At 68.4% G+C, this 19727-nt stretch carries 19 protein-coding genes; 12 read left to right on the top strand and 7 right to left on the bottom strand.

The genetic code is table 11. The features are described 5' to 3' along the window. The first annotated feature begins 8 nt into the window (after positions 1-8). A complete protein-coding gene (locus G5B46_RS03210) occupies positions 9-911 on the top strand; it encodes a DMT family transporter (RefSeq protein ID WP_165255991.1) in 903 nt (300 codons plus the stop codon). Here G5B46_RS03210 and G5B46_RS03205 read toward each other — a convergent pair. Together G5B46_RS03205 and G5B46_RS03200 are read right to left on the bottom strand one after the other, a co-directional pair. Next, positions 908-1156 carry a hypothetical protein gene (locus G5B46_RS03205; protein ID WP_165255990.1) on the bottom strand — a complete coding sequence of 83 codons (249 nt, stop codon included), beginning with the start codon at positions 1154-1156 and terminating at the stop codon, positions 908-910. The two genes, G5B46_RS03210 and G5B46_RS03205, sit on opposite strands and share 4 nt — an antisense overlap. 18 nt (positions 1157-1174) lie before the next feature. Then, entirely contained in the window at positions 1175-2014 is an 840-nt protein-coding gene (locus G5B46_RS03200) for an ATP-binding protein (protein ID WP_165255988.1), read from the bottom strand. A gap of 120 nt (positions 2015-2134) precedes the next feature. Between G5B46_RS03200 and yajC the strand changes: the two genes are divergently transcribed. The 6 genes from yajC to G5B46_RS03170 all read left to right on the top strand — a co-directional run bounded on the left by yajC (position 2135) and on the right by G5B46_RS03170 (position 7101). Beyond that, a complete protein-coding gene (yajC, locus tag G5B46_RS03195; protein ID WP_165255986.1) occupies positions 2135-2449 on the top strand; it encodes a preprotein translocase subunit YajC in 315 nt (104 codons plus the stop codon). 65 nt (positions 2450-2514) lie between these two features. Next, positions 2515-4107, top strand: a complete 1593-nt coding sequence (secD, locus tag G5B46_RS03190) for a protein translocase subunit SecD (protein WP_165255984.1) — start codon at positions 2515-2517, stop codon at positions 4105-4107. 12 nt (positions 4108-4119) lie between these two features. Beyond that, positions 4120-5070 carry a protein translocase subunit SecF gene (gene secF / locus G5B46_RS03185; protein ID WP_165255983.1) on the top strand — a complete coding sequence of 317 codons (951 nt, stop codon included), beginning with the start codon at positions 4120-4122 and terminating at the stop codon, positions 5068-5070. Then, positions 5067-5438, top strand: a complete 372-nt coding sequence (locus G5B46_RS03180; RefSeq protein WP_165255981.1) for an MTH938/NDUFAF3 family protein — start codon at positions 5067-5069, stop codon at positions 5436-5438. The genes secF and G5B46_RS03180 overlap by 4 nt, the downstream gene beginning before the upstream one ends. Before the next feature lie 198 nt (positions 5439-5636). Then, on the top strand, positions 5637-6251 hold the full coding sequence (locus tag G5B46_RS03175) for a urate hydroxylase PuuD (protein ID WP_165255978.1): 615 nt from the start codon (positions 5637-5639) through the stop codon (positions 6249-6251). Positions 6252-6369: 118 nt separating this feature from the next. After that, a complete protein-coding gene (locus G5B46_RS03170; RefSeq protein ID WP_165255976.1) occupies positions 6370-7101 on the top strand; it encodes a squalene/phytoene synthase family protein in 732 nt (243 codons plus the stop codon). A 49-nt stretch (positions 7102-7150) separates the two neighbouring features. On the opposite strand, the gene G5B46_RS03165 is transcribed toward G5B46_RS03170, so the two are convergent. Continuing rightward, positions 7151-9220 (bottom strand): S9 family peptidase, encoded by a 2070-nt coding sequence (locus G5B46_RS03165; protein ID WP_165255974.1) that lies wholly within the window; start codon positions 9218-9220, stop codon positions 7151-7153. Between the two features lie 288 nt (positions 9221-9508). Between G5B46_RS03165 and lpxC the strand changes: the two genes are divergently transcribed. From lpxC to recN, 3 genes are all read left to right on the top strand, one after another. After that, entirely contained in the window at positions 9509-10405 is an 897-nt protein-coding gene (lpxC, locus tag G5B46_RS03160; RefSeq protein ID WP_165255972.1) for a UDP-3-O-acyl-N-acetylglucosamine deacetylase, read from the top strand. A 104-nt stretch (positions 10406-10509) separates the two neighbouring features. Next, positions 10510-11439 (top strand): outer membrane protein assembly factor BamD, encoded by a 930-nt coding sequence (locus G5B46_RS03155; RefSeq protein ID WP_165255971.1) that lies wholly within the window; start codon positions 10510-10512, stop codon positions 11437-11439. Positions 11440-11554: 115 nt separating this feature from the next. Continuing rightward, positions 11555-13252 (top strand): DNA repair protein RecN, encoded by a 1698-nt coding sequence (gene recN, locus G5B46_RS03150; RefSeq protein WP_165256502.1) that lies wholly within the window; start codon positions 11555-11557, stop codon positions 13250-13252. A gap of 242 nt (positions 13253-13494) precedes the next feature. Here recN and parE read toward each other — a convergent pair whose 3' ends face one another. After that, positions 13495-15594 carry a DNA topoisomerase IV subunit B gene (gene parE, locus G5B46_RS03145; RefSeq protein WP_165255969.1) on the bottom strand — a complete coding sequence of 700 codons (2100 nt, stop codon included), beginning with the start codon at positions 15592-15594 and terminating at the stop codon, positions 13495-13497. A gap of 215 nt (positions 15595-15809) precedes the next feature. Here parE and G5B46_RS03140 point away from each other — a divergent pair, with 215 nt between their 5' ends. Then, positions 15810-16196, top strand: a complete 387-nt coding sequence (locus tag G5B46_RS03140; RefSeq protein WP_165255967.1) for a hypothetical protein — start codon at positions 15810-15812, stop codon at positions 16194-16196. Between the two features lie 197 nt (positions 16197-16393). After that, positions 16394-17692, top strand: coding sequence for a M23 family metallopeptidase (locus tag G5B46_RS03135; protein ID WP_165255964.1), 1299 nt, complete (start codon positions 16394-16396; stop codon positions 17690-17692). Between the two features lie 127 nt (positions 17693-17819). Here G5B46_RS03135 and G5B46_RS03130 read toward each other — a convergent pair whose 3' ends face one another. From G5B46_RS03130 to G5B46_RS03120, 3 genes are all read right to left on the bottom strand, one after another. Next, positions 17820-18380 (bottom strand): hypothetical protein, encoded by a 561-nt coding sequence (locus tag G5B46_RS03130; RefSeq protein ID WP_165255962.1) that lies wholly within the window; start codon positions 18378-18380, stop codon positions 17820-17822. Positions 18381-18545: 165 nt separating this feature from the next. Next, entirely contained in the window at positions 18546-19196 is a 651-nt protein-coding gene (locus tag G5B46_RS03125) for a hypothetical protein (protein ID WP_165255959.1), read from the bottom strand. Positions 19197-19199: 3 nt separating this feature from the next. Further along, the gene (locus G5B46_RS03120; protein WP_165255956.1) at positions 19200-19685 is read right to left on the bottom strand and encodes a GNAT family N-acetyltransferase; all 486 of its coding nucleotides are present in this window, start codon (positions 19683-19685) and stop codon (positions 19200-19202) included. Between the last annotated feature and the right edge of the window lie 42 nt (positions 19686-19727).

Here is a 19727-nt window from a genome sequence, read left to right as displayed (position 1 = left end):
GCGGGCCCATGTCCGCGTCCACCGGCCCCCTGACGACGATCGAGCGTCTCGCCATCCTGGCGATCATCCTGACCTGGGGGCTGAACAACGCCGCGGCCAAGTTCGCCACCGCCGCCCTGCCGCCGATGATGGTGGGCGGCCTGCGCTTCGCCTTGGCCCTGGCCTTCCTGTTCCCGTTCGTGCGACCGCCGTTCCCCGACTGGAAACGGCTGCTGGTCATCGTGCTGCTGTCGGGGCCGATCCACTTCGCCTTGATCTACATCGCCTTCGGCATGGCCAGGTCGCTGAGCCCGCTGGTGGTGGCCACCCAGCTGTGGATCCCGTTCACGGCCCTGTTCGCCTGGCGCATGCTGGGCGAGACGATGCGGGTCCCCGCTGTCATCGGCCTGGCCGTCGCCTTCGCGGGCGTGGCGTGGATGAGCCTTGATCCGCACGGCGCGGCCGAGCTGCCGGCCATCGTGCTGGGCGTCGTGGCCGCGGCGATCTGGGCGGTGGCCACGGTGCTGGTGCGCAAGACCCCGGGCGTCAAGCCGCTGAAGGTGCAGGGCCTGACCGCCTTCGTCGCCGCGCCGGTGCTGATCGCCATGTCCTTCGCCTTCGAGGACGACGTCGTGGCCAAGGTCTCGAGCGCGCCGCCCCTGGCCTGGGCCTGCGTCGTGTTCGCCGGCGTCGTCTCGACGATCGGGGCCAGCGCCCTGCTGTTCTGGTTGGTGCAGCGGCGCGAGCCGGGTCGCGTGACGCCCTATTTCCTGCTGACGCCGCTGGTCTCGTGCACGATCGGCGTGCTGTTCATGGGCGACGCCCTGTCGCCGCAACTGGTGATCGGCGGCGGCGCGACCATGGTCGGCGTCGCCCTGGTGGCCCTGACCGAGAAGAAGACGCCTCCGGCGACGACGGGCGATCCGGCCTAGTCTTCCTCGCCGTCACGCCACTGCCAGGGGGCGTCGCTCTTCCAACGGGCGACTAGCATGACGACCAGGGTCATGATCACGACGAACACGCCGACCAGACGTGGGTGGGCCTTGCCGTAGAGGACGGCCGAGGACAGCAGCAGGCCGATATAGAGGGCGACGACGGCCCAGCCTTCCCAACTGCATGGCGGCCCCGCGCCATAGCCATGACGCTTGACCCTGAACCACGGCTTGCCGTCGGCCACGTTTCCCCCCGGATAGTGTTATCCGGGCAAGCGTACGCCCAGTTCGCCGGCGAGGTCGCGGACAAATTGCCACGCCACGCGGCCCGAGCGGGCCCCGCGCAGCTGCGACCATTGCAGGGCCCGGCGCTCCAGGTTCTCGACCTGCAGCCCGAAGCGCTCGGCATAGGTGTTGATGGCCGCCAGGTAAGTCGGCTGATCCATGGGCGGGAAGCCGATCCACAGGCCGAAGCGGTCGGAGACGCTCATCTCCTCTTCGGCGTTCTCGGCCGAGGCGATGGCGCCCTGGCTTTCGGCGTGGTCGCGCGGCATCAGGTGGCGGCGATTGGAGGTGGCCACGAACAGCACGTTCTCCGGCGGGCCGGCCACGCCGCCTTCCAGCGCCGACTTCAGGGCCTTGGCGGCCGCCGCGCCGTCCTCGAACGAAAGGTCGTCGCACAGCACCACGAAGCGCTCGGCGCGCACCCGCAGGGCGTCGAACAGCGGGGGCAGGGCGGCGACCTCGTCGCGGTCGACCTCGACCAGCTTCAGATCGGGATACTCGGCCGCCAGGGCCATGAAGGCCGACTTGGTCAGCGAGCTCTTGCCGGTGCCGCGCACGCCCCACAGCAGCACGTGGTTGCAGGGCAGGCCGGTGGCGAACCGGCGCAGGTTCTGCAGGAAGCGGTCCTTCTGGCGCTCGATGCCGACCAGCAGTTCGATGTCCATCGCGTAGTCGGGCGCGGGCAGGAAGGCGCCCGAGACCGGCTCGTGCCGGAAGAGGCGCGCATCTTCGAAGCTGGGCGCGACGGGAGCGGGCGGCGCCAGGCGATCCAGGGCGTCGGCGATGCGGGCGAGCAAGGGCAGGGCGGCTTCGGTCATGGCCACGCTCCTAACGCTCTCGCGCCCTCATTGCAAAAGAGGAGGTGAACGCATAGCTTCCGCCGACTTGGCGGGGACCCTATTTCAGGCGCTCCGCCCGCAGAAATTCGTGGAGACGTTATGAACCCCTCTGGTGGCCTGGAGCAGCAGCTCATCGGCATCGCGCCGATCATCCTCATGGTCGTGCTGTTCTACTTCATGCTGATCCGTCCTCAGCAGAAGCGCCAAAAGGAACACCTCGCGACCCTGAACAACATCAAGCGCGGCGACAATGTCGTTCTGTCCAGCGGCGTGATCGGCAAGGTCGTGCGCGTGGAAGACAAGGAAGTCGGCGTCGAGATCGCTCAGGGCGTCACGGTGAAGGTCCGCAAGGCCATGATCACCGAAGTCTCGGCCAAGGGCGAACCGGCCCCGGCCAACGACCCCAAGAACTGAGCTTAAGTCTAGTTCGTATCAAGCCCGCCCTGGCGCCCCTGGCGTCGTCGAGAGCCTCGTAGTCCATGCTGAGCCTATCCCGCTGGAAGATTGTCCTCGTCACCCTGTCGGTGATCTTCGGCATCGTCTTCACCCTGCCGAATCTTCTGCCGCAGAAGACGCTAGACGCTCTGCCGGGATGGGTTCCCAAGCAGAAGCTGAACCTGGGTCTCGACCTCCAGGGCGGGTCGTACCTCCTGTACGAGGTCGACACCGCCCAACTGCGCAAGGAGCGCCTCGACAACCTGGTCGAAGACGCGCGCAACACCCTGCGCACCGCGGGAATCGACTTCAACGGCCTGGCCCAGACCAACGGCGTGGTCGGCGTTCGCATCGATGACGCCGCCAAGGTCAACGCCGCCGTCGCCGAACTGCGCAAGCTGGGCAACCCGCTGGCCACCGGCGTGGGCACCGACGTCAACGTCGCCACGCGTGCCGACCAGCGCATCGAGCTGACCCTGTCGGCCGAAGCCGCCCGCGCCGACGCCTCCAAGGCCGTCGACCAGTCGATCGAGACCATCCGTCGCCGTATCGACAGCCTGGGCACCAAGGAACCGACGATCACCCGCCAGGGCGCGGACCGCATCGTCATCCAGGCCGCCGGCGAAAGCGATCCCGAGCGCCTGAAGGCCGTCATCGGCAAGACCGCCAAGCTGACCTTCCAGATGGTCGACGAGACGGTCACCCAGGAAGAAATGGCTTCGGGCCGCATGCCGCCTGGCACGGTGCTGGTACCCGGCGATTCCTATCAGCCGTTCTACGCCCTCAAGAAGCGCGCCGTCGTCTCGGGCGAGGAACTGGTCGACGCTCAGCAGGCCTTCGACGGCCAGAGCGGCCGTCCGGTCGTCTCGTTCCGCTTCAACGGTTCGGGCGCCAAGAAGTTCGGCGACGCCACGGCTCGCAACATCGGCAAGCGCTTCGCCATCGTCCTCGACAACAAGGTCATCTCGGCCCCGACCATCCAGACGCCGATCCTCGGCGGTTCGGGCCAGATCACCGGCAACTTCACCGTCGAAAGCGCCAGCGAACTGTCGCTGCTGCTGCGTTCGGGCGCGCTGCCGGCCCAACTGAACATTGAAGAGCAACGCACCGTCGGCGCCGAACTGGGCGCGGACGCGGTCAAGGCCGGCGCCATCTCGCTGGCCATCGGCGCGGCGGCGATGTTCGTGTTCATCATCCTGGCCTACGGCCTGTTCGGCGTGTTCGCGGCCATGGCCCTGGTGGCCAACGTGCTGCTGATCGTCGGCATCATGTCGTTCAGCCAGGCGACCCTGACCTTCCCCGGCATCGCCGGCCTGATCCTCACCCTGGCCGTCGCCGTCGACGCCAACGTGCTGATCTACGAGCGGATGCGCGACGAAGCGGCGGCCGGCAGGTCGCCCATGTCGGCGGCCGATACCGGCTACAAGCTGGCCCTGGTGTCGATTCTCGACGCCAACATCACCAGCCTGATCTCGGCCGGCATCATGTTCAGCTTCGGCTCGGGCCCCGTGAAGGGCTTCGCCTGGACCCTGGCGATCGGCGTGTTCACCTCGCTGTTCACCGCCATCATCATCACTCAAGTGCTCATCGGCTGGTGGTTCAAGGCCACCAAGCCGAAGAAGCTGCCGATCGCGTAAGGATCAAAGCTCATGGCTGCTTGGCCCCTCATTCGCCTGATCCCGCGCTCGACCCACTACCGCTTCGTGCGCTGGGCTCCCGTCGCGGCGGTCTTCTCGCTCATCCTGATCATCGGTTCGGGCGCTTCGTTCTTCACCCAGGGCCTGAACCTGGGCATCGACTTCAAGGGCGGCGTCGCCCTGGAGGCCCGCATGCCCACGGCCATCGATCTGGACGACCTGCGCAAGGTCGCCAAGGCCACCGGCGCGCATGACGTGCAGGTGCAGGGCTTCGGCTCGCCCAACTCGGCGATGATCCGCTTCCTGCCGACCGAAGGCGCCAACGCCAACGTCGAGGCCAACCGGATCAAGAGCGAGATCATCGCCAAGTTCCCCGGCATGACCATGCCGGCGCCGACCGTCATCGGCGCCAAGGTCTCGGGCGAGCTTTTGATGGGCGGCTTCAAGGCGCTGGGCATCGCCCTGCTGCTGATGCTCGGCTACATCTGGTTCCGCTTCCAGTGGCAGTTCGCCGTCGGCGCCGTCGTGGCCGTGTTCCACGACATCATCCTGACCCTGGGCATCCTGTCGGTGATGCAGATCGAGTTCTCGATGACCTCGGTTGCGGCCCTGCTGACGGTCATCGGCTATTCGATGAACGAAAAGGTCATCACCTTCGACCGCCTCAAGGAAAACCTGCGCAAGTACAAGACCACGCCGCTGCGCGACATCATCGACCTGTCGGAGAACGAGCGTCTGTCGCGGACGATCATCACCGGCTCGACCGCGCTGCTGGCGCTGGGCGGCACGATGATCTTCGGCGGCCCGGTGCTGTTCCCGCTGGTCTTCACCATGGTGTTCGGCATCGCCATCGGCACCTACTCGTCGATCTACATCGCTCTGCCCCTGATCCTGGTCTGGGGCGTCAAGCGCGGCGACGAGGAAGCCAAGCCGGTCAAGCTCGGCGCGGCCAGCCAGCCGTGAGCCAGGGGCTTAATCCCCGCCAGCCCCCGTCGATCGACGCCTGGGGCGGCGGCGGCTTCCGGGTCTCCGGCGTCTGGCGGCCCGGTTCGCTGCTGGTCATCGACGACCAGCCGCAGGACTGGGCCGTCGCCGGCCTGGCCGAGCTGACGCCGGAGGCCTTCGCCCCGGTCTTCGCCGCCGGCGGCGCGGTCGAGTTCGTGCTGCTGGGCATGGGCCTGGCCAACGCCCTGCCGCCGCGCCCCGTGCGCGACGCGCTGAAGGCCGCGGGCCTTGGGCTGGAGTTCATGAGCACCGAAGCCGCCGCCCGCACCTACAACGTGCTGGCCAGCGAAGGCCGGCGCCTGGCCGCGGCGCTGATCGCGGTCTGATCTCACGATCCTCCCCCTGAAGGGGGAGGTGGCCCGAAGGGCCGGAGGGGGCAGAGTTTGCTACCCTCGACGGCCGCTTCGACCTCATCAGATACATCCCCCCTCCGTCGGCTTCGCCGACACCTCCCCCTTCAGGGGGAGGATCATTTGCCCGACTCTCACTATCCTGCGCGGCAAGACACGGCTCAGGGGGCTGAATTGACTGGGATTCTCACCAACTTCCGCAGCACCATCATCGTCAGCTTCGTGCTGGCCCTGGTGATGGTGTTCGGCTTCGGGCACAGCCCCAACGGCTTCCACGGCGCCTACTGGCAGGCGGTGTTCCGCTGGCTGCACGTACTGTTCGGCATCCTGTGGATCGGGCTGCTCTACTACTTCAACTTCGTGCAGATGCGGGTGATGCCGACGATCCCGGCCGAGCTGAAGCCGGCGGTCAGCAAGTACATCGCCCCCGAGGCGCTGTTCTGGTTCCGCTGGTCGGCCCTGGCGACCTGGATCATGGGCATGATCGTGGCCTTCAGCCGCGGCTACCTGATGGAGGCCATCACGCTCGGCGCCTGGCAGGGCTACCAGCGCGGCGTCGACATGGGCTTCACCTTCATCGGCATGGGCATGTGGCTGGCCACCGTGATGTTCTTCAACGTCTGGGGCCTGATCTGGCCGAACCAGAAGCGCGCTCTGGGCCTCGTGCCGGCCGACGACGCGACCAAGGCCAAGGCGGCCACGACCGCCATGCTGTTCTCGCGCATCAACATGCTGCTCAGCATTCCGATGCTGGTGACGATGACGATGTACCAGACGCTGTTCAACTGATCCGCCCGCCGGATCGCGACGAAGGCCCGCCCATCCGGCGGGCCTTTTTCTTTAGGCCGCTGGTCCGGCGGCAAGGCGGGCCTTTCTCTTCGGGCGAGGCGGGGGCATAAGCCGCGCCATGTCCGCCGCCCCCGAGAACCCCTACGATTCCGGCCTCGACGATCTGGTCCGCCGCATGGACAACGATCGCTGGCTGGCCAGCCGCTTCGTCTCCGACATCGCCGCGCGGACCGATGTGGTGGCGCTCGTCGCCTTCAACTACGAGCTGGCCCGGGTGGCCGGCGGGGTGACCAGCGCGCTTATGGGCGAGATCCGCCTGACCTGGTGGCGCGAGGCGATGGAGGAGCTGGCCGCCGGCAAGGCGCCGCGCAAGCACCCGGCCGTCGAGGCCCTGGCCGCCTGCGGCGTCGATCCCACGGCCCTGGCGGCGATGGCCGAGGCCCGCCTGGCCGACCTGGAGGAGGCGCCGTTCGCCGACGAGGCCGCGGTGCTGTCCTATCTGGACGCCACCGCCGGCGCCCTGGCGGGGCTGACGGCGCGTCGCCTGGACGCCTCGGCCGAACCCGCCGCCGTCCGCGCCGCCGCGCGCGCCTATGGTCTCGCAGGCCTGTGGCGGCTGAAGCTGGCCGGCCGCTCGCGCTTGCCGCTCGCCTGGACCGCCGCCGACGTCGAGGCTCGCGTCGCTGAGCAGCGCAAGATCGCTGGCTCGGAGCTTAAGGCCCTGCCGATCGCGGCTTTCCCGGCCGTGGCCCCCGCAGCCCTGGCGGCGCGCCAGGCCAAGGGCCGCGAGATGGGCGAGCTCGAAAAAAAGGCCCGCCTGACCTGGTCGGTCGCGACGGGCCGCATCTGATCTGGCGTTCCTCCCCCGCCAGGCGAGGGAGGAAGCCGGCCTGGAAGGCCTATTTCGCCGTCCACTGGTTCAGCCAGCCCAGCACCTCGTCGTGCCACTGGACCGAGTTCTGGGCCTTCAGCACCCAGTGGTTTTCGTTGGGGAAGTACAGGAACTTGCTCGGCACGCCCTTGCGCTGCAGGGCGGTGAAGGTGGCGATGCCTTCCTCGAGCGGCACGCGGAAGTCGTTCTGGCCCTGCACCACCAGGGTCGGCACGCTCCATTCGCCCACGTGGTCGGCGGGGTTGAACTTCGAGTAGGTGGTGTTCGGCTGCCAGGGCGTTCCGCCGTTCTCCCACTCGCTGAACCACAGCTCTTCGGTCGAGTAGCCCATGAAGCGACTGTCGAAGATGCCGTCGTGGTTCACCAGGCACTTCCACGGCTCCTTCCACTGGCTGGCGATCCAGTTGATCATGAAGCCGCCGTACGAGCCGCCCAGGGCGCAGGCGCGGTCCTGGTCGAGGAAGCCGTACTTCTGGGTCGCGAACGCCCAGCCCTTCTGCAGGTCTTCCAGCGGGCGATCGCCCCAGTGCTGGCTGATGGCGTCGGTGAACGCCTGGCCGTAGCCGGTCGAGCCGTGGAAATCGATCATCACCACGGCGTAACCGGCGCCGGCGTAGGTCTGGGCGTTCCAGCGGTAGTGGAAGAGGTTGCCGAACGAGCCTTGCGGGCCGCCGTGGATCAGGAAGGCCACCGGATACTTCTTCGAGGGATCGAAGTTGGCCGGCTTGACGAGATAGCCGTGCACGGTTTCGTCGTTCCAGCCCTTGAAGCTGAACTGCTCGGCCTCGCCCATGGCCACGCCCTGCAGCTTGTCGGCGTTCAGGCCGGTCAGCTGGATCGGCGCGCCCTTCGGGGCCAGGGCGTAGAGCTGGGCCGGGGCCTTCAGGTTGTCCTGGGCGATCACGGTCGAGCCGCCGGCGGCGCTGAACGCGCCCACGTGGCCTTCGCCGGTCAGGGCGGCGACCTTGCCGGTCTTGACGTCGATGGCGAACAGCTTGGTCTGACCCACGTCCTCGGCGGTCGTGTAGATCGTCTTGCCGTCGGCGCTGAAGGTGATCGACTGGGCCGAGTGGTCCCAGGTCGGGGCTACTTCACGCACCTTGCCGTTCTCGCGCAGCATGACGCCGAAGCGGTCGGCCTCGAAGCCCGGGCGCTTCATGGCCAGCCACGCCTGGGTCTTGCCGTCCGGCGAGAAGGTCGGCTGGGCGTCCCAGGCCTTGTTCTCCTCGGTCAAGTTGGCCGGCTTGGCCGAGCCGTCGACCGGAACCGACCACAGGTCGTAATTGGTCTGCCAGGGCTCGTCGCGGCCGGCGATCTTCGCCGAGAACACCACGGTCTTGCCGTCGGGGCTGATGGTGAAGTCCTCGTCGCCGCCGAACGGCTTGGTCGGCGAGTCGCCGTCGAAGCCGGCCATCAGGGCCGCAGGCTCGCCCGTCGCGACGCCGGAAGCATCCAGTCCGTAGGCGTAGAGGTGATTCTTCGTGCCGTCGTTCCAGGTGTCCCAGTGGCGGATGAACAGCTTGTCGTAGACGACGCCGGTCGTCTTCTGGGCCTTCTTCTGGTCCAGGCGCTCCTGGGTGCAGGCGAGGGTGGGGCAGTCGGGGAAGACGGCCTGGCTGATCACCACCGTCTTGCCGTCGGCCGACACCTTGAAGGCGCCGACGTCGAACGGAGCCTTGGTCACCTGGACGGCGGTCTCGCCCGAAGCATCCGTGCGGAACACCTGGTCGGAGCCGGCGCGGCCCGACAGGAAATAGATGCTCTTGCCGTCGGCCGACCAGCGGGCGCTGGAGACGCCGCCGTCCGACACCGCCAGGCGGCGCGGGGCGATCTTGGCCTTGAGGTCGGCGACCCACAGCGAGAACGAGGCCTTGTTGGCCGGAAGATCCATCGTCCGCACCAGGTAGATCACCTGGCGGCCGTCCGGCGACACCTTCGGCTCGCTGACGCGGTCCAGCGTGACCATGTCCTTGGCGGTGAAGCCGCGCCCCTGTGCGTGGGCGGTCGCCGGAACGACCGCGAAGGCGGCCAGCGACAGGGCGAGGGCGGAGGCGGCGAGGCGCAAGGTCTTGGTCATGGAAGTCGTGGTCCAGGCGGCAAGGTTGCCAAAAAGCGGCGCGAGCCTAGCGGGGCCTTGCCGGGTAGGCCAGCCCGAAGGGCAAGCTTTGCTCCATGCTGCGGCGCCGTTAGCGAAGGTGGCGGAAATTGGCCTTTCGCGTGACGAAAATGCCATATCCGACAACGACTTATGAAGGTAACAATCCGAAACAGGACTTGCGTTGCTGCGTCGCGGCGAAGCTCGTAGACGGTAAGTGGGGACGAATAGGCGGCCGCAGAGCCGCTCCCAAGTTTACAAAGGTTTCTCGTGTCGGTTTCGCCTTATCATCAGCACACGGTCGCTGGACCGGTGATCTTCGCAGGGATCGGCCTGCACACGGGCGCGCACGTGCGCGTCGCCGTGCGCCCCGCCGCTCCCGACAGCGGGATCGTCTTCGTGCGCACCGACGTCCATGACCGCGACAACCGCGTGCCGGTTCGCGGCGACGCCGTGGTGCAGACCCAGCTGGGCACCGTCATCGCCAACGCCGCCGACGTGCGCGTCTCGACCATCGAGCACCTGATGGCGGCCCTGGCCGCCCTGTCGGTCGACAACTGCGTCGTCGAGCTGGACGGTCCCGAAGTGCCGATCATGGACGGCTCGTCCGAGCCCTTCGTGCAGATCCTCGACCGCGCCGGCCGCCGTCGCCAGGAAGCCGCGCGCCGCTACATCGAGATCCTGTCGCCGATCGAGGTGATCGAGGGCGACAAGCGCGCGACCCTGACTCCGGCCGAATCCTTCGAGGTGGCCTTCGAGATCGCCTTCGCCAGCAAGGCCATCGGCCGCCAGCGAGTCGACCTGGTCATCGACGAAGCCAGCTTCCGCAAGGAGCTGTCGAACTGCCGCACCTTCGGCTTCCTGCGCGAGGTCGAGGCCCTGCGTGATATCGGCCTGGCCCGCGGCGGCTCGATGGAGAACGCCGTGGTCATCGACGGCGACCGCGTGCTCAATCCCGAGGGCCTGCGCCGCTCGGACGAGTTCGTGCGCCACAAGGCCCTGGACGCCGTCGGCGACCTTTATGTCGTTGGCGCTCCGATCCTTGGCAGGTTCGAAGGAATTCTCGCCGGACACGGCCTCAATAACGCCGCTGTTCGTGCGTTGATGGAGCAACCGCGCGCTTGGCGCTGGCGCGCCTATGCGCCGGAGCTGGCCGAAGCGGTCTGATCAAAACGGGGGATCGCTCCCGCCGCTCGGCTTTCGTTTGCGCCCGCATCGACGTGGTGTAGAAGCCTTGGTTCGGCGCGGGGGCGCGCAAGGTTGCTTCGAGGGTGAGAGAGTCCGTGCTTCGCAAAATCTCGGGACGTTCGGCCGTTTCCATCGTGGCCGTGCTCGCCGCTCTGTCGGTGACCGCCTGCGCGGGCAAGCCCAAGAAGCCGACGCTTGTCTATGAAGAGCGTCCGGTCGAGCTGCTGTATTCCACCGGCGCCAATCGTCTGGACCGCGGCAACTGGAACGAGGCCGTCGACTACTTCCGCGAAGTCGAGCGCCAGCACCCGTATTCGGAATGGTCGCGCCGCTCGATCCTGATGACCGGCTACGCCCACTACCAGGGCAACCAGTACGCCGACGCCATCGGCGACGCCGACCGGTTCATCTCGCTCTATCCGGGCAACCCGTCGGCCTCGTACGCCTATTACCTGAAGGCCATTTGCTACTTCGAGCAGATCGTCGACGTGTATCGCGACCAGGCCGCCACCGAACAGGCGCTCGCCGCGCTGCGCGACGTCGTCCAGCGCTATCCCAACAGCGAATACGCCCAGGACGCCCGCCTGAAGATCGACATGGTCAACGACCAGCTGGCCGGCAAGGAGCTGGCCATCGGTCGCTGGTACCTGCGCGACGGCAAGACCCTGTCGGCCATCGGCCGCTTCAAGACCGTCGTCGACCGCCACCAGACCACTTCGCACACGCCCGAGGCGCTGTATCGCCTGGTCGAGGCCTATCTGACGCTGGGCCTGACCGAGGAAGCCAAGCGCAACGGCGCGGTGCTGGGCTACAACTTCCCGGGCGATCGCTGGTACGCCGACGCCTACAAGCTGCTGAACGACGCGGGTCTGAAGCCGGCCGTCGAGCCGCTGAAGGCGGGCAACAAGCGCAACCTGCTCGATCGCACCTTCAACAAGGACAAGGGCGGCGCGCTGGCGCCTCCCGGCGAGAAGAAGAAAAAGGGCGGCCTGATGGGCGTCCTGGGGATGTAGGTCCCGGAGATCCAAGCAAAGACGGGCCGTTGCAAAACGGCCCGTTTTTCTTTTGTTCTCAATCGGCTGCGGCTTCCCCTTTGAAAAAGCCCGATTCCCGGTGATCCTTCCGGCCATGCTGATCGGTCTCTCCATCCGCGACGTGGTGCTCATCGAGAGCCTCGACCTGGCCATCGGGCCGGGCCTGACCGCGCTCACCGGCGAGACCGGGGCGGGCAAGTCGATCATTCTCGACGCCCTGGGCCTAGCCACCGGCGCCCGCGCTGATGCGGGCTTGGTGCGTCGCGGGGCCGCCGGCCACGCCAGCGCCACGGCCATCTTCGCCCTGGCGCCCGACCATCCGGCCTTCGCCTATCTCGACGACAAGGGCCTGGACTACGCCCGTGACGAGGACCTCGTCCTGCGTCGCCAGCTGTCGCCCGACGGCCGCAGCCGGGCCTTCGTCAACGACCAGGCCACCAGCGTCGGCGTGCTCAAGGACCTGGGCGGCCTGCTGCTCGAGGTGCATGGCCAGCACGAGACGGTCGGCCTGCTTGATCCGCGCACCCACCGCACGCTGCTGGACGCCTACGGCCAGGTCAGCGTCGGCGCTGTCGCTCAGGGCTGGAGCGGCTGGCGCGCCGCCCGCGAGAAGGCGGCCGAGCTGAAGGCGCTGTCCGATCGCGCCGCGGCCGAGACCGAGGAACTGACCCTGCGCCTGTCCGAGCTCGACCGGCTCGACCCGCGCGAGGGCGAGGAGGCGGCCCTGGCCGAGGAACGGGCGCTGCTCGGCTCGGCCGAGAAGGCCCTGGCCGACATCGCCTCGGCCCAGGACGCCCTGGGCGGCGACAACCTGTCGGGCAAGCTGGCCCAGGCCTTCCGCGCGCTGGAACGCGCCCGCGACCGCGCCGCCAACGCCGGCGCGCCCGCCGACGGTCCGGCCATGACCCGCCTGGCCGCCGCCTGCGAGGCCGTCGATCGCGCCCTCGTCGAGGCCCAGGAGGCCAGCGCCGCCATCGACATGGCCGCCGAAAGCTTCGAGTTCGAGCCCGATCGCCTGGAAAAGGCCGAGGAGCGCCTGTTCGCCCTGCGCGGCATGGCCCGCAAGCTGAACGTGCTGGTCGAGGACCTGCCGGCCGTCCGCGCCGATTTCGCCGCGCGCCTTCAAGCCGTCGAGACCTCGGCCGAGGCCCTGGTCGCCGCGGAGGCCGACGCCGCCGAGGCCCGCGAGGCCTATCTGTATGCCGCCCAGGCCCTGTCGGCCGAGCGCCGCGCCGCCGGTGACCGCCTGGCCAAGGCCGTCGAGGCCGAGCTTGGCCCGCTGAAGCTGGAAAAGGCCCGCTTCCGCGTCGCGCTGGAGCCGCTGGACGAAGACAAGGCCGGCCCGTCCGGGCTCGACCGGATCGCCTTCGAGATCTCGACCAATCCCGGCGCGCCGTTCGGTCCGATGGAGGCCATCGCTTCGGGCGGCGAACTGGCCCGCTTCGCCCTGGCGCTGAAGGCGGCGCTGGCGGGGAAGGGCGGCGGTCCCCAGCCGCTGATGATCTTCGACGAGGTCGACCAGGGCGTCGGCGGGGCCGTGGCCGACGCCGTCGGCCTGCGCCTGAAACGCCTGGCGTCCAACGCCCAGGTGCTGGTCGTGACCCACTCGGCCCAGGTCGCCGCGCGCGGCGACGCCCACTGGCGCATCGCCAAGTCCGGCGACGACACCTCGACCCGCACAAGGGTCGAACCCCTGTCGCCGGCCGAGCGCGAGGAAGAGATCGCGCGCATGCTGTCGGGCGCCGAAGTCACCGAGGCCGCGCGCGCGGCCGCGCGGGCGTTGATCGGCTGACGCCGACCCCCTCCGGCCCTCCTCCCCCAGAATGGGAGGATCTAGCAAGTCAGCAGATCAAGATGCTCCCCCTCTGGGGGAGCTGTCGCAAAGCGACTGAGGGGGAACCTCCCCCTGTGGGGGAGGCGGCCGAAGGCCGGTGGGGGGAGGTTTTCAGCTTCCGCCGAACGGGCTTGTCTCGCAGCCACGCCCCCCACCGATCGCTTCGCGATCACCTCCCCCATAGGGGGAGGTTCCTGTGATCACAGATCCAGGTCGTCCGCCGCGAAGGCCGCGTTGTCCTGGATGAACTTGAAGCGCAGTTCGGGCTTGCGGCCCATCAGGGTCTCGACCAGATCCTCGACGCTCTCCTCGTGGCGCGGCAGGGTCACGCGCGCCAGGGTGCGGACCGCCGGGTCCATGGTGGTTTCCTTCAGTTGCGAGGCCATCATCTCGCCCAGGCCCTTGAAGCGGCCGATCTCGGGCTTCTTGCCCTTGAACATCGTGGCCAGGAGCTCGTCCTTGTGGGCGTCGTCGCGCGCGTACTCGGTCTTGCCGCCGTGGCTCAGGCGATAGAGCGGCGGCAGGGCCAGATAGAGGCGGCCCGCGCGGATCAGGTCCGGCATGGTCCGGTAGAAGAAGGTGATCAGCAGCGAGGCGATGTGGGCGCCGTCGACGTCGGCGTCGGTCATGATGATGATCCGCTCGTAGCGCAGATCCTCTTCACGGTACTTGTTGCCGCCCTGGGCCCCCAGGGCCAGCATCAGGTCCGACAGTTCCTTGTTGGCCGTGAACTTCTCGCCCGAGGCCGAGGCCACGTTCAGGATCTTGCCGCGCAGGGGCAGGATCGCCTGGTTCTTGCGGTTGCGGGCCTGCTTGGCCGATCCGCCGGCCGAGTCGCCTTCGACGATAAACAGTTCCGCGCCGTCGACCGCGCCGCCGGCGCAGTCGGCCAGCTTGCCCGGCAGGCGCAGCTTGCGGGTCGCGCTGGCGCGGCTGACTTCCTTGTCCTTGCGGCGCTTGAGGCGCTCTTCGGCGCGCTCGATGACGAACTCCAGCAGCGCCTGGGCGGCCTTGGGGCTGCCGGTCAGCCAGTGGTCGAACGGGTCGCGCAGGGCGTTCTCGACGAAGCGCTGAGCCTCGGTCGTCGACAGCTTTTCCTTGGTCTGGCCCTGGAACTCGGGGTTCTTGATGAACACCGAGATCAGCGCGCCGGCCTGGGCCACCACGTCGTCGGCGGTGATGATCGTGCCGCGCTTCTCGCCCTTGAGGTCGGCATAGGCCTTCAGGCCGCGGGTCAGGGCGGCGCGGAAGCCGCTTTCGTGCGTGCCGCCTTCCGGGGTCGGCACGGTGTTGCAGTACGACTGCATGAAGCCGTCATGCTCGCCGAAGCCTCGCGGGGTCCAGGTGACGGCCCATTCGACCGCGCCGGCCTCGCCCTCGCGCTCGATGCGGCCGGCGAAGCTGGTCGGGGTGACGGTCTCCAGGCCCTTGGTGCGCTCGGCCAGGAAGTCGGCCAGGCCGTTGGGGAAGTGGAACACCGCCTCGGCGGGCGTCTGGTCGTGGATGCGCTCCTGGGCGCAGGACCATTTGATCTGCACGCCGCGGAACAGATAGGCCTTCGAGCGGGCCATGCGGTACAGGCGCGCCGGCTTGAAGGCGCAGCCTTCGCCGAAGATCTGGTCGTCGGGCTTGAAGCGCACCATGGTGCCGCGCTTGCGGCTGGGCTGGATCTTCTCGACCGGGCCCAGCGGCTTGCCGCGGGCGAAGCTCTGGCGGTGCTCGAAGCCGTCGCGCCAGACCGTCACCTCGACCAGTTCCGACAGGGCGTTGACGACGCTGGCGCCCACGCCGTGCAGGCCGCCCGAGGTCTCGTAGGCCTTGCCGCTGAACTTACCGCCCGCGTGCAGGACGGTCATGATCACTTCCAGCGCGCTCTTGCCCGGATGCTTGGGGTGAGGGTCCACGGGCATGCCGCGGCCGTCGTCCTTGACCGACAGGTAGCCGTCGGCGTCGAGCTTGACCTCGATCGACTTGGCGAAGCCGGCGACGGCTTCGTCCATCGAGTTGTCGAGCACTTCGGCGAACAGGTGGTGCAGGGCCCGCTCGTCGGTGCCGCCGATGTACATGCCCGGACGCATGCGCACGGGCTCAAGGCCTTCCAGAACCTCGATCGAGCTGGCGTCGTAGCCGCCCGACGACGGGGCGGGCGCGGCTTCGACCTTGCCTGGCGGCGGGGGAGGCGGCGGCTGCGGCTTGGGCTCGGGATGCGGTTCGCGGGCGGGCAGGGGCGGGGCGCTCGGCGGCGCCAGGGCGTCGTCGTCGAACAGCGAGAACAGCGAGTTGGGGTCTTTGGAAGACATCGGATGATTTTGCGGCGATTCGGGTGTCTCGCCCCGTATGACCCGAGCTCGCCCCCAAGGAAAGCGCTGCTTGTGGATCGGGTTGCAGCTTCAGTGTGTATGCACGAATGTGACAATCTACACGTGTATTTTCGTTGATATCGCTCGGGGTTGAGCGGATGCTCCTCTCCACCGGCCCGAGCGGCGGCCGGTCCATCGGAAGAGGGAGAAGCGTCATGACGACGACGACCGTGCAGGCGACGACGGCCGTGTTCACCACCACCGACTGCGGCGACACCAGCGGAACGGCCAACGGCCTGCTGCCGGTCGGCTCGTCCGTCGCGATCAACGGCAGCACCGACCTCAGCTCGTGCATCATCGGCAACAGCGAAGGCAAGGTCTACGGCATCCAGCTGGTGCCCAACGCCGGCATCTACAGCTACCAGGTGCAGGTCGACGCCCAGGGCCCGTCGGGCATGTTCTCGGGCAGCATCAACCTGGCCTTCACCGACCAGACCGGCGACACCTACAAGCTGGCCATCACCGCCAGCCGTCGCGAGCAGCACACGGTTTCCTACAACAGCGACCGGCCCTCGATCGTGAAGATCACCTGGGCGACCTGACCGCGACAGGCGGTCCTCCGACAGGCCCCGCCGGCGGATCCGCCGCGCGGGGCCGTTCGCCCTTCCGGGGCGAGGTCGACAAGGCTAGGCTCCAGCGGCGCTACGCTCGGCGGCTGGCTGACGATCGGCGCATGTTTCCAGCGTTTTTCCGGATTTCGACAGACGCGCCCGCGAGGCCGTCCGAAAGGGAGGATGTGATGCGTGCGATCCTCGCGCCGGCGATCTGCGCCGGCCTGGTTGCCATGGCCGCGCCCGGTCTGGCGTTGGCCGACACCGGCTATGCGGCCGCCTGGCGGCCCGGCAGCGGAGCCCAGTGGTGGCGCTCGGGCATGAGCCTCGACCAGTTCAAGGCCCAGGACAAAACCCACTTCGACAACGGCCTGCGCATCCATTCGCTGTCGGTCAGGGACGGACGGTTCGCGGCGGTCTGGCGGCCGGGGACGGGAACCCAGTGGTGGCGTTCGGGAATGACGCTGGACGAGCTGAAGGCCCAGGACACCACCTACTTCAACCAGGGCCTTCGCCTTGCCGCCCTGGAGCTGGACGGCGGCCGGTTCACCGCGGTCTGGCGGCCGGGCACGGGCGCCCAGTGGTGGCGCACCGGCATGACGGTCGACCAGATGAAGGCCCAGGACCAGACGCACTTCGACAACGGCCTGCGCATCACGCTGCTGGAGGTCGACGGCGGGCGCTACACCGCCGTCTGGCGGCCGGGGTCCGGGGCCCAATGGTGGCGTTCGGGAATGACCGGCGCCCAGGCCGAGGCGCAGGACCAGACCTATTTCAACCAGGGCCTGCGGCTGGCGGCGCTGTCGGTCGACGGCGACGCCTACGCCGCCGTCTGGCGGCCCGGCGCGGGAACCCAGTGGTGGAGCCACCGCCGCTGCACGGTCGACTTCAAGACCGAGGACGCGGCCTATTTCAGCCGCGGCCTGCGCATGGAGTTCATCGAGCAGCAGGCCGACGCCGTCGGCGCCTACCGCTATCCCTGGAAGGCGGGCGACACCCGCAATGTCGGCCAGGGCAACAACAACGCCGGCGGGTCGCACAACGGCAGCCAGGCCTTCGCCTTCGACTTCTCGATGCCGGTCGGAACCCAGATCCGCGCGGTGCGCGGCGGCACGGTCGAGTGGCTGCAGGAAAGCCAGAGCACGACCTACAACCCCAACGCCCCGACCACGCCCAGCAACACGCCGTTCCCGGGCGGCAGCCTGCAGAACTGGGGCAACGCCGTGCGCATCCGCCATCCGGGCGGCTTCACCAGCTGGTACTTCCACATCCAGCAGAACGGCGTGCTGGTGAATGTCGGGGACGTCGTCCAGCGCGGCCAGCCGATCGCCACCTCGGGCAATACCGGGCGCACCTCCGGACCGCACCTTCACTTCCAGGTGCAGGCGGATTCCGCCAACTGGGGCCAGTCGGTGGCCATCAGCTTCAACGACTGCCAGGTCCCGACGGGCGGCGACAGCGTGACGTCCAACAACGTCTGGCCATAGGCGCCGCGGTTTCCCGCGTCCTTCGACAGGCTCAGGATGAGGCTTCTCTACTTCCCGAGCCTGTCAATGATCCTCATCCTGAGCTTGTCGAAGGACGAGGATCACGCACCGGGTTTGAATGTCCGCCTCAAGCGGCCTTGGCCGCGATGCGGGCCAGGGCGCGGCGCTCGATGCTGGCGGCGAACAGCGGCGTCTCGCGGCTGTTGTGGTCGCCGCCGTCCCGCTGGCGGGCGTCGGCGGCGTCCGCGAACGGCATGCCGTGCTTGTCGATGAAGTCGAGGAAGGCCCGCGTCGGGTGGGCGACCACGCTGTTGGTGTACTCGCAGGTCGCCTCGTCGATCTTCTTGGCGCTGAGGGTCCAGATCACCTGCACGCGCGTACGGCCGTTCGGGGTGAAGGCGTCAGAGGTCGACACCATCTTGCACAGGGTCGGGGTGGCGATCTCGGCCACGTAGTGCTGCACCATCAGGGTCTGGCCGATCATCTCGACATTGATCGACATGCGCCGGCCGTCGTCGGTGAAGGTGGCCCCGGCCGAGATGTGGTCGGGCGCGCAGCAGCGCTGGTATTCGGCCTCGGGCAGGCTGAACAGCCACTCGGCGATGTCGATCGTCTCGATCGGCGCGTTGATGACCGCCGTATAGGCCGAGGCCGACAGTTGCTTGTCCGTGATGATGATGTCCGACATTGCCGTCTCCAGTCGTGGAAAGCTTGCCCGAGGCTCTGAATGAGCCCGCCGGGCGACGCGATGACTGTCGGCGCGGAGACGTCGCGGCGGTATCCATCCATGGGTTTGCCGCGCGAAGGCATGGGGAGGGGGCGGCTAGACCTTGGTCTAGAAAGGGCGAGGCGCTCAGTCCTTTGTCCGCTCGGCTTTCAGGCGTTCCACCCGCGCGAAAGAGCGCTCGTCGCGGCCGAAGACCGTCGCCTTGACGGGGCGCCCCTTGGCCTCGGCCTCCTCGACCGTACGCAGCAGCTTGCCGACGCCTGGTCGGCCGCGCTCGCAGCAGATGCAGAAGCAAGGCGGCGCGCCATTGGACCCGGGGCGGCGGCGCCAGCCCACGACTTGCGGCGGAACCTTCACCCGCAGGATTTCCGAGGGCTGGATGCGGCGCGAGAGCAGCACTTCGAAGCCCTCGGGAGAGCTGGGCAGGCGCTTGCCGGCCCTCACGGCCCTCGACCGGTCGTCGGCCGCGCGGGCCGCGGTCGGATCGACGGTTTCCGCCGCCAGCATGATCGCCACGGCCTGGGCGGCCGTCATCCGCTGCCGGGGGCTGCCATAGTGGCCGATCTCGACGGCTTCGTCGTCGGGGACCCGGAAATAGACGGCGACCATCGTGCCGCCCGCCCCGCCACGCAGTTCGCGCAGCCATTGGTGCGAGATCTGGAAGTTGCGGGTCACCGGCATGGCGTAGACCTGCCTGGTCAGCTTTCCGGGCGCTATGCCGCCGCGCCGAATGGCGGCGACGTTGTCGTGGCGGGTCAGGTGAACAAAAACCGGCACGGTTCAGGCCAGTTCGCGCCGCATGGCGTAGTTGTGGATCGGAACGCCCCGAACCTCGAAGTCGCGCCGCCTGGTCACGGTGAAGCCATGGCGCTCGAACACCGGCCGGGCCAGTTCGCTGGCTTCGACGTAGAGGGCCGTGATCCCGGTCTCGACAGCCCGCTCGATCACCGCCTCCAGAAGGCGCGAGGCAACGCCCCAGCCGGCGAAGTTGGGATGGCAATAGAGGTGGTCGATGTGGCCGTCGGCCTCGAGGTCGACATAGGCGACGGCCTGGTCGTCCGCATCGGCCGCGACCAGGGTCGTGCGGCCGTCGGCGGCGCGGTTCAGGACGTCGATCGGGTCGAGCGGCCGCGGCGCCCAGGCGGCCACCTGGGCCGGCGAGTAGCCGCGCGGGCCCAGCGCGCGGACGGCGTCATAGTAGAGCCGGGCCATGCTGGGCGCATCGTCGGCCCGGTAGGGGCGGATGACGATGGTGGCGGCTTGCATCTGTTCCCTCGAAAAGCGACGGCCCGCCTCCGGTGGGAAGCG

Source organism: Caulobacter sp. 602-2 (assembly GCF_011043625.1).
Classification (GTDB): Bacteria; Pseudomonadota; Alphaproteobacteria; order Caulobacterales; family Caulobacteraceae; genus Caulobacter.
Note: the sequence above shows the minus strand (reverse complement) of the source record. Positions and strands in the feature narration are given on the sequence as shown.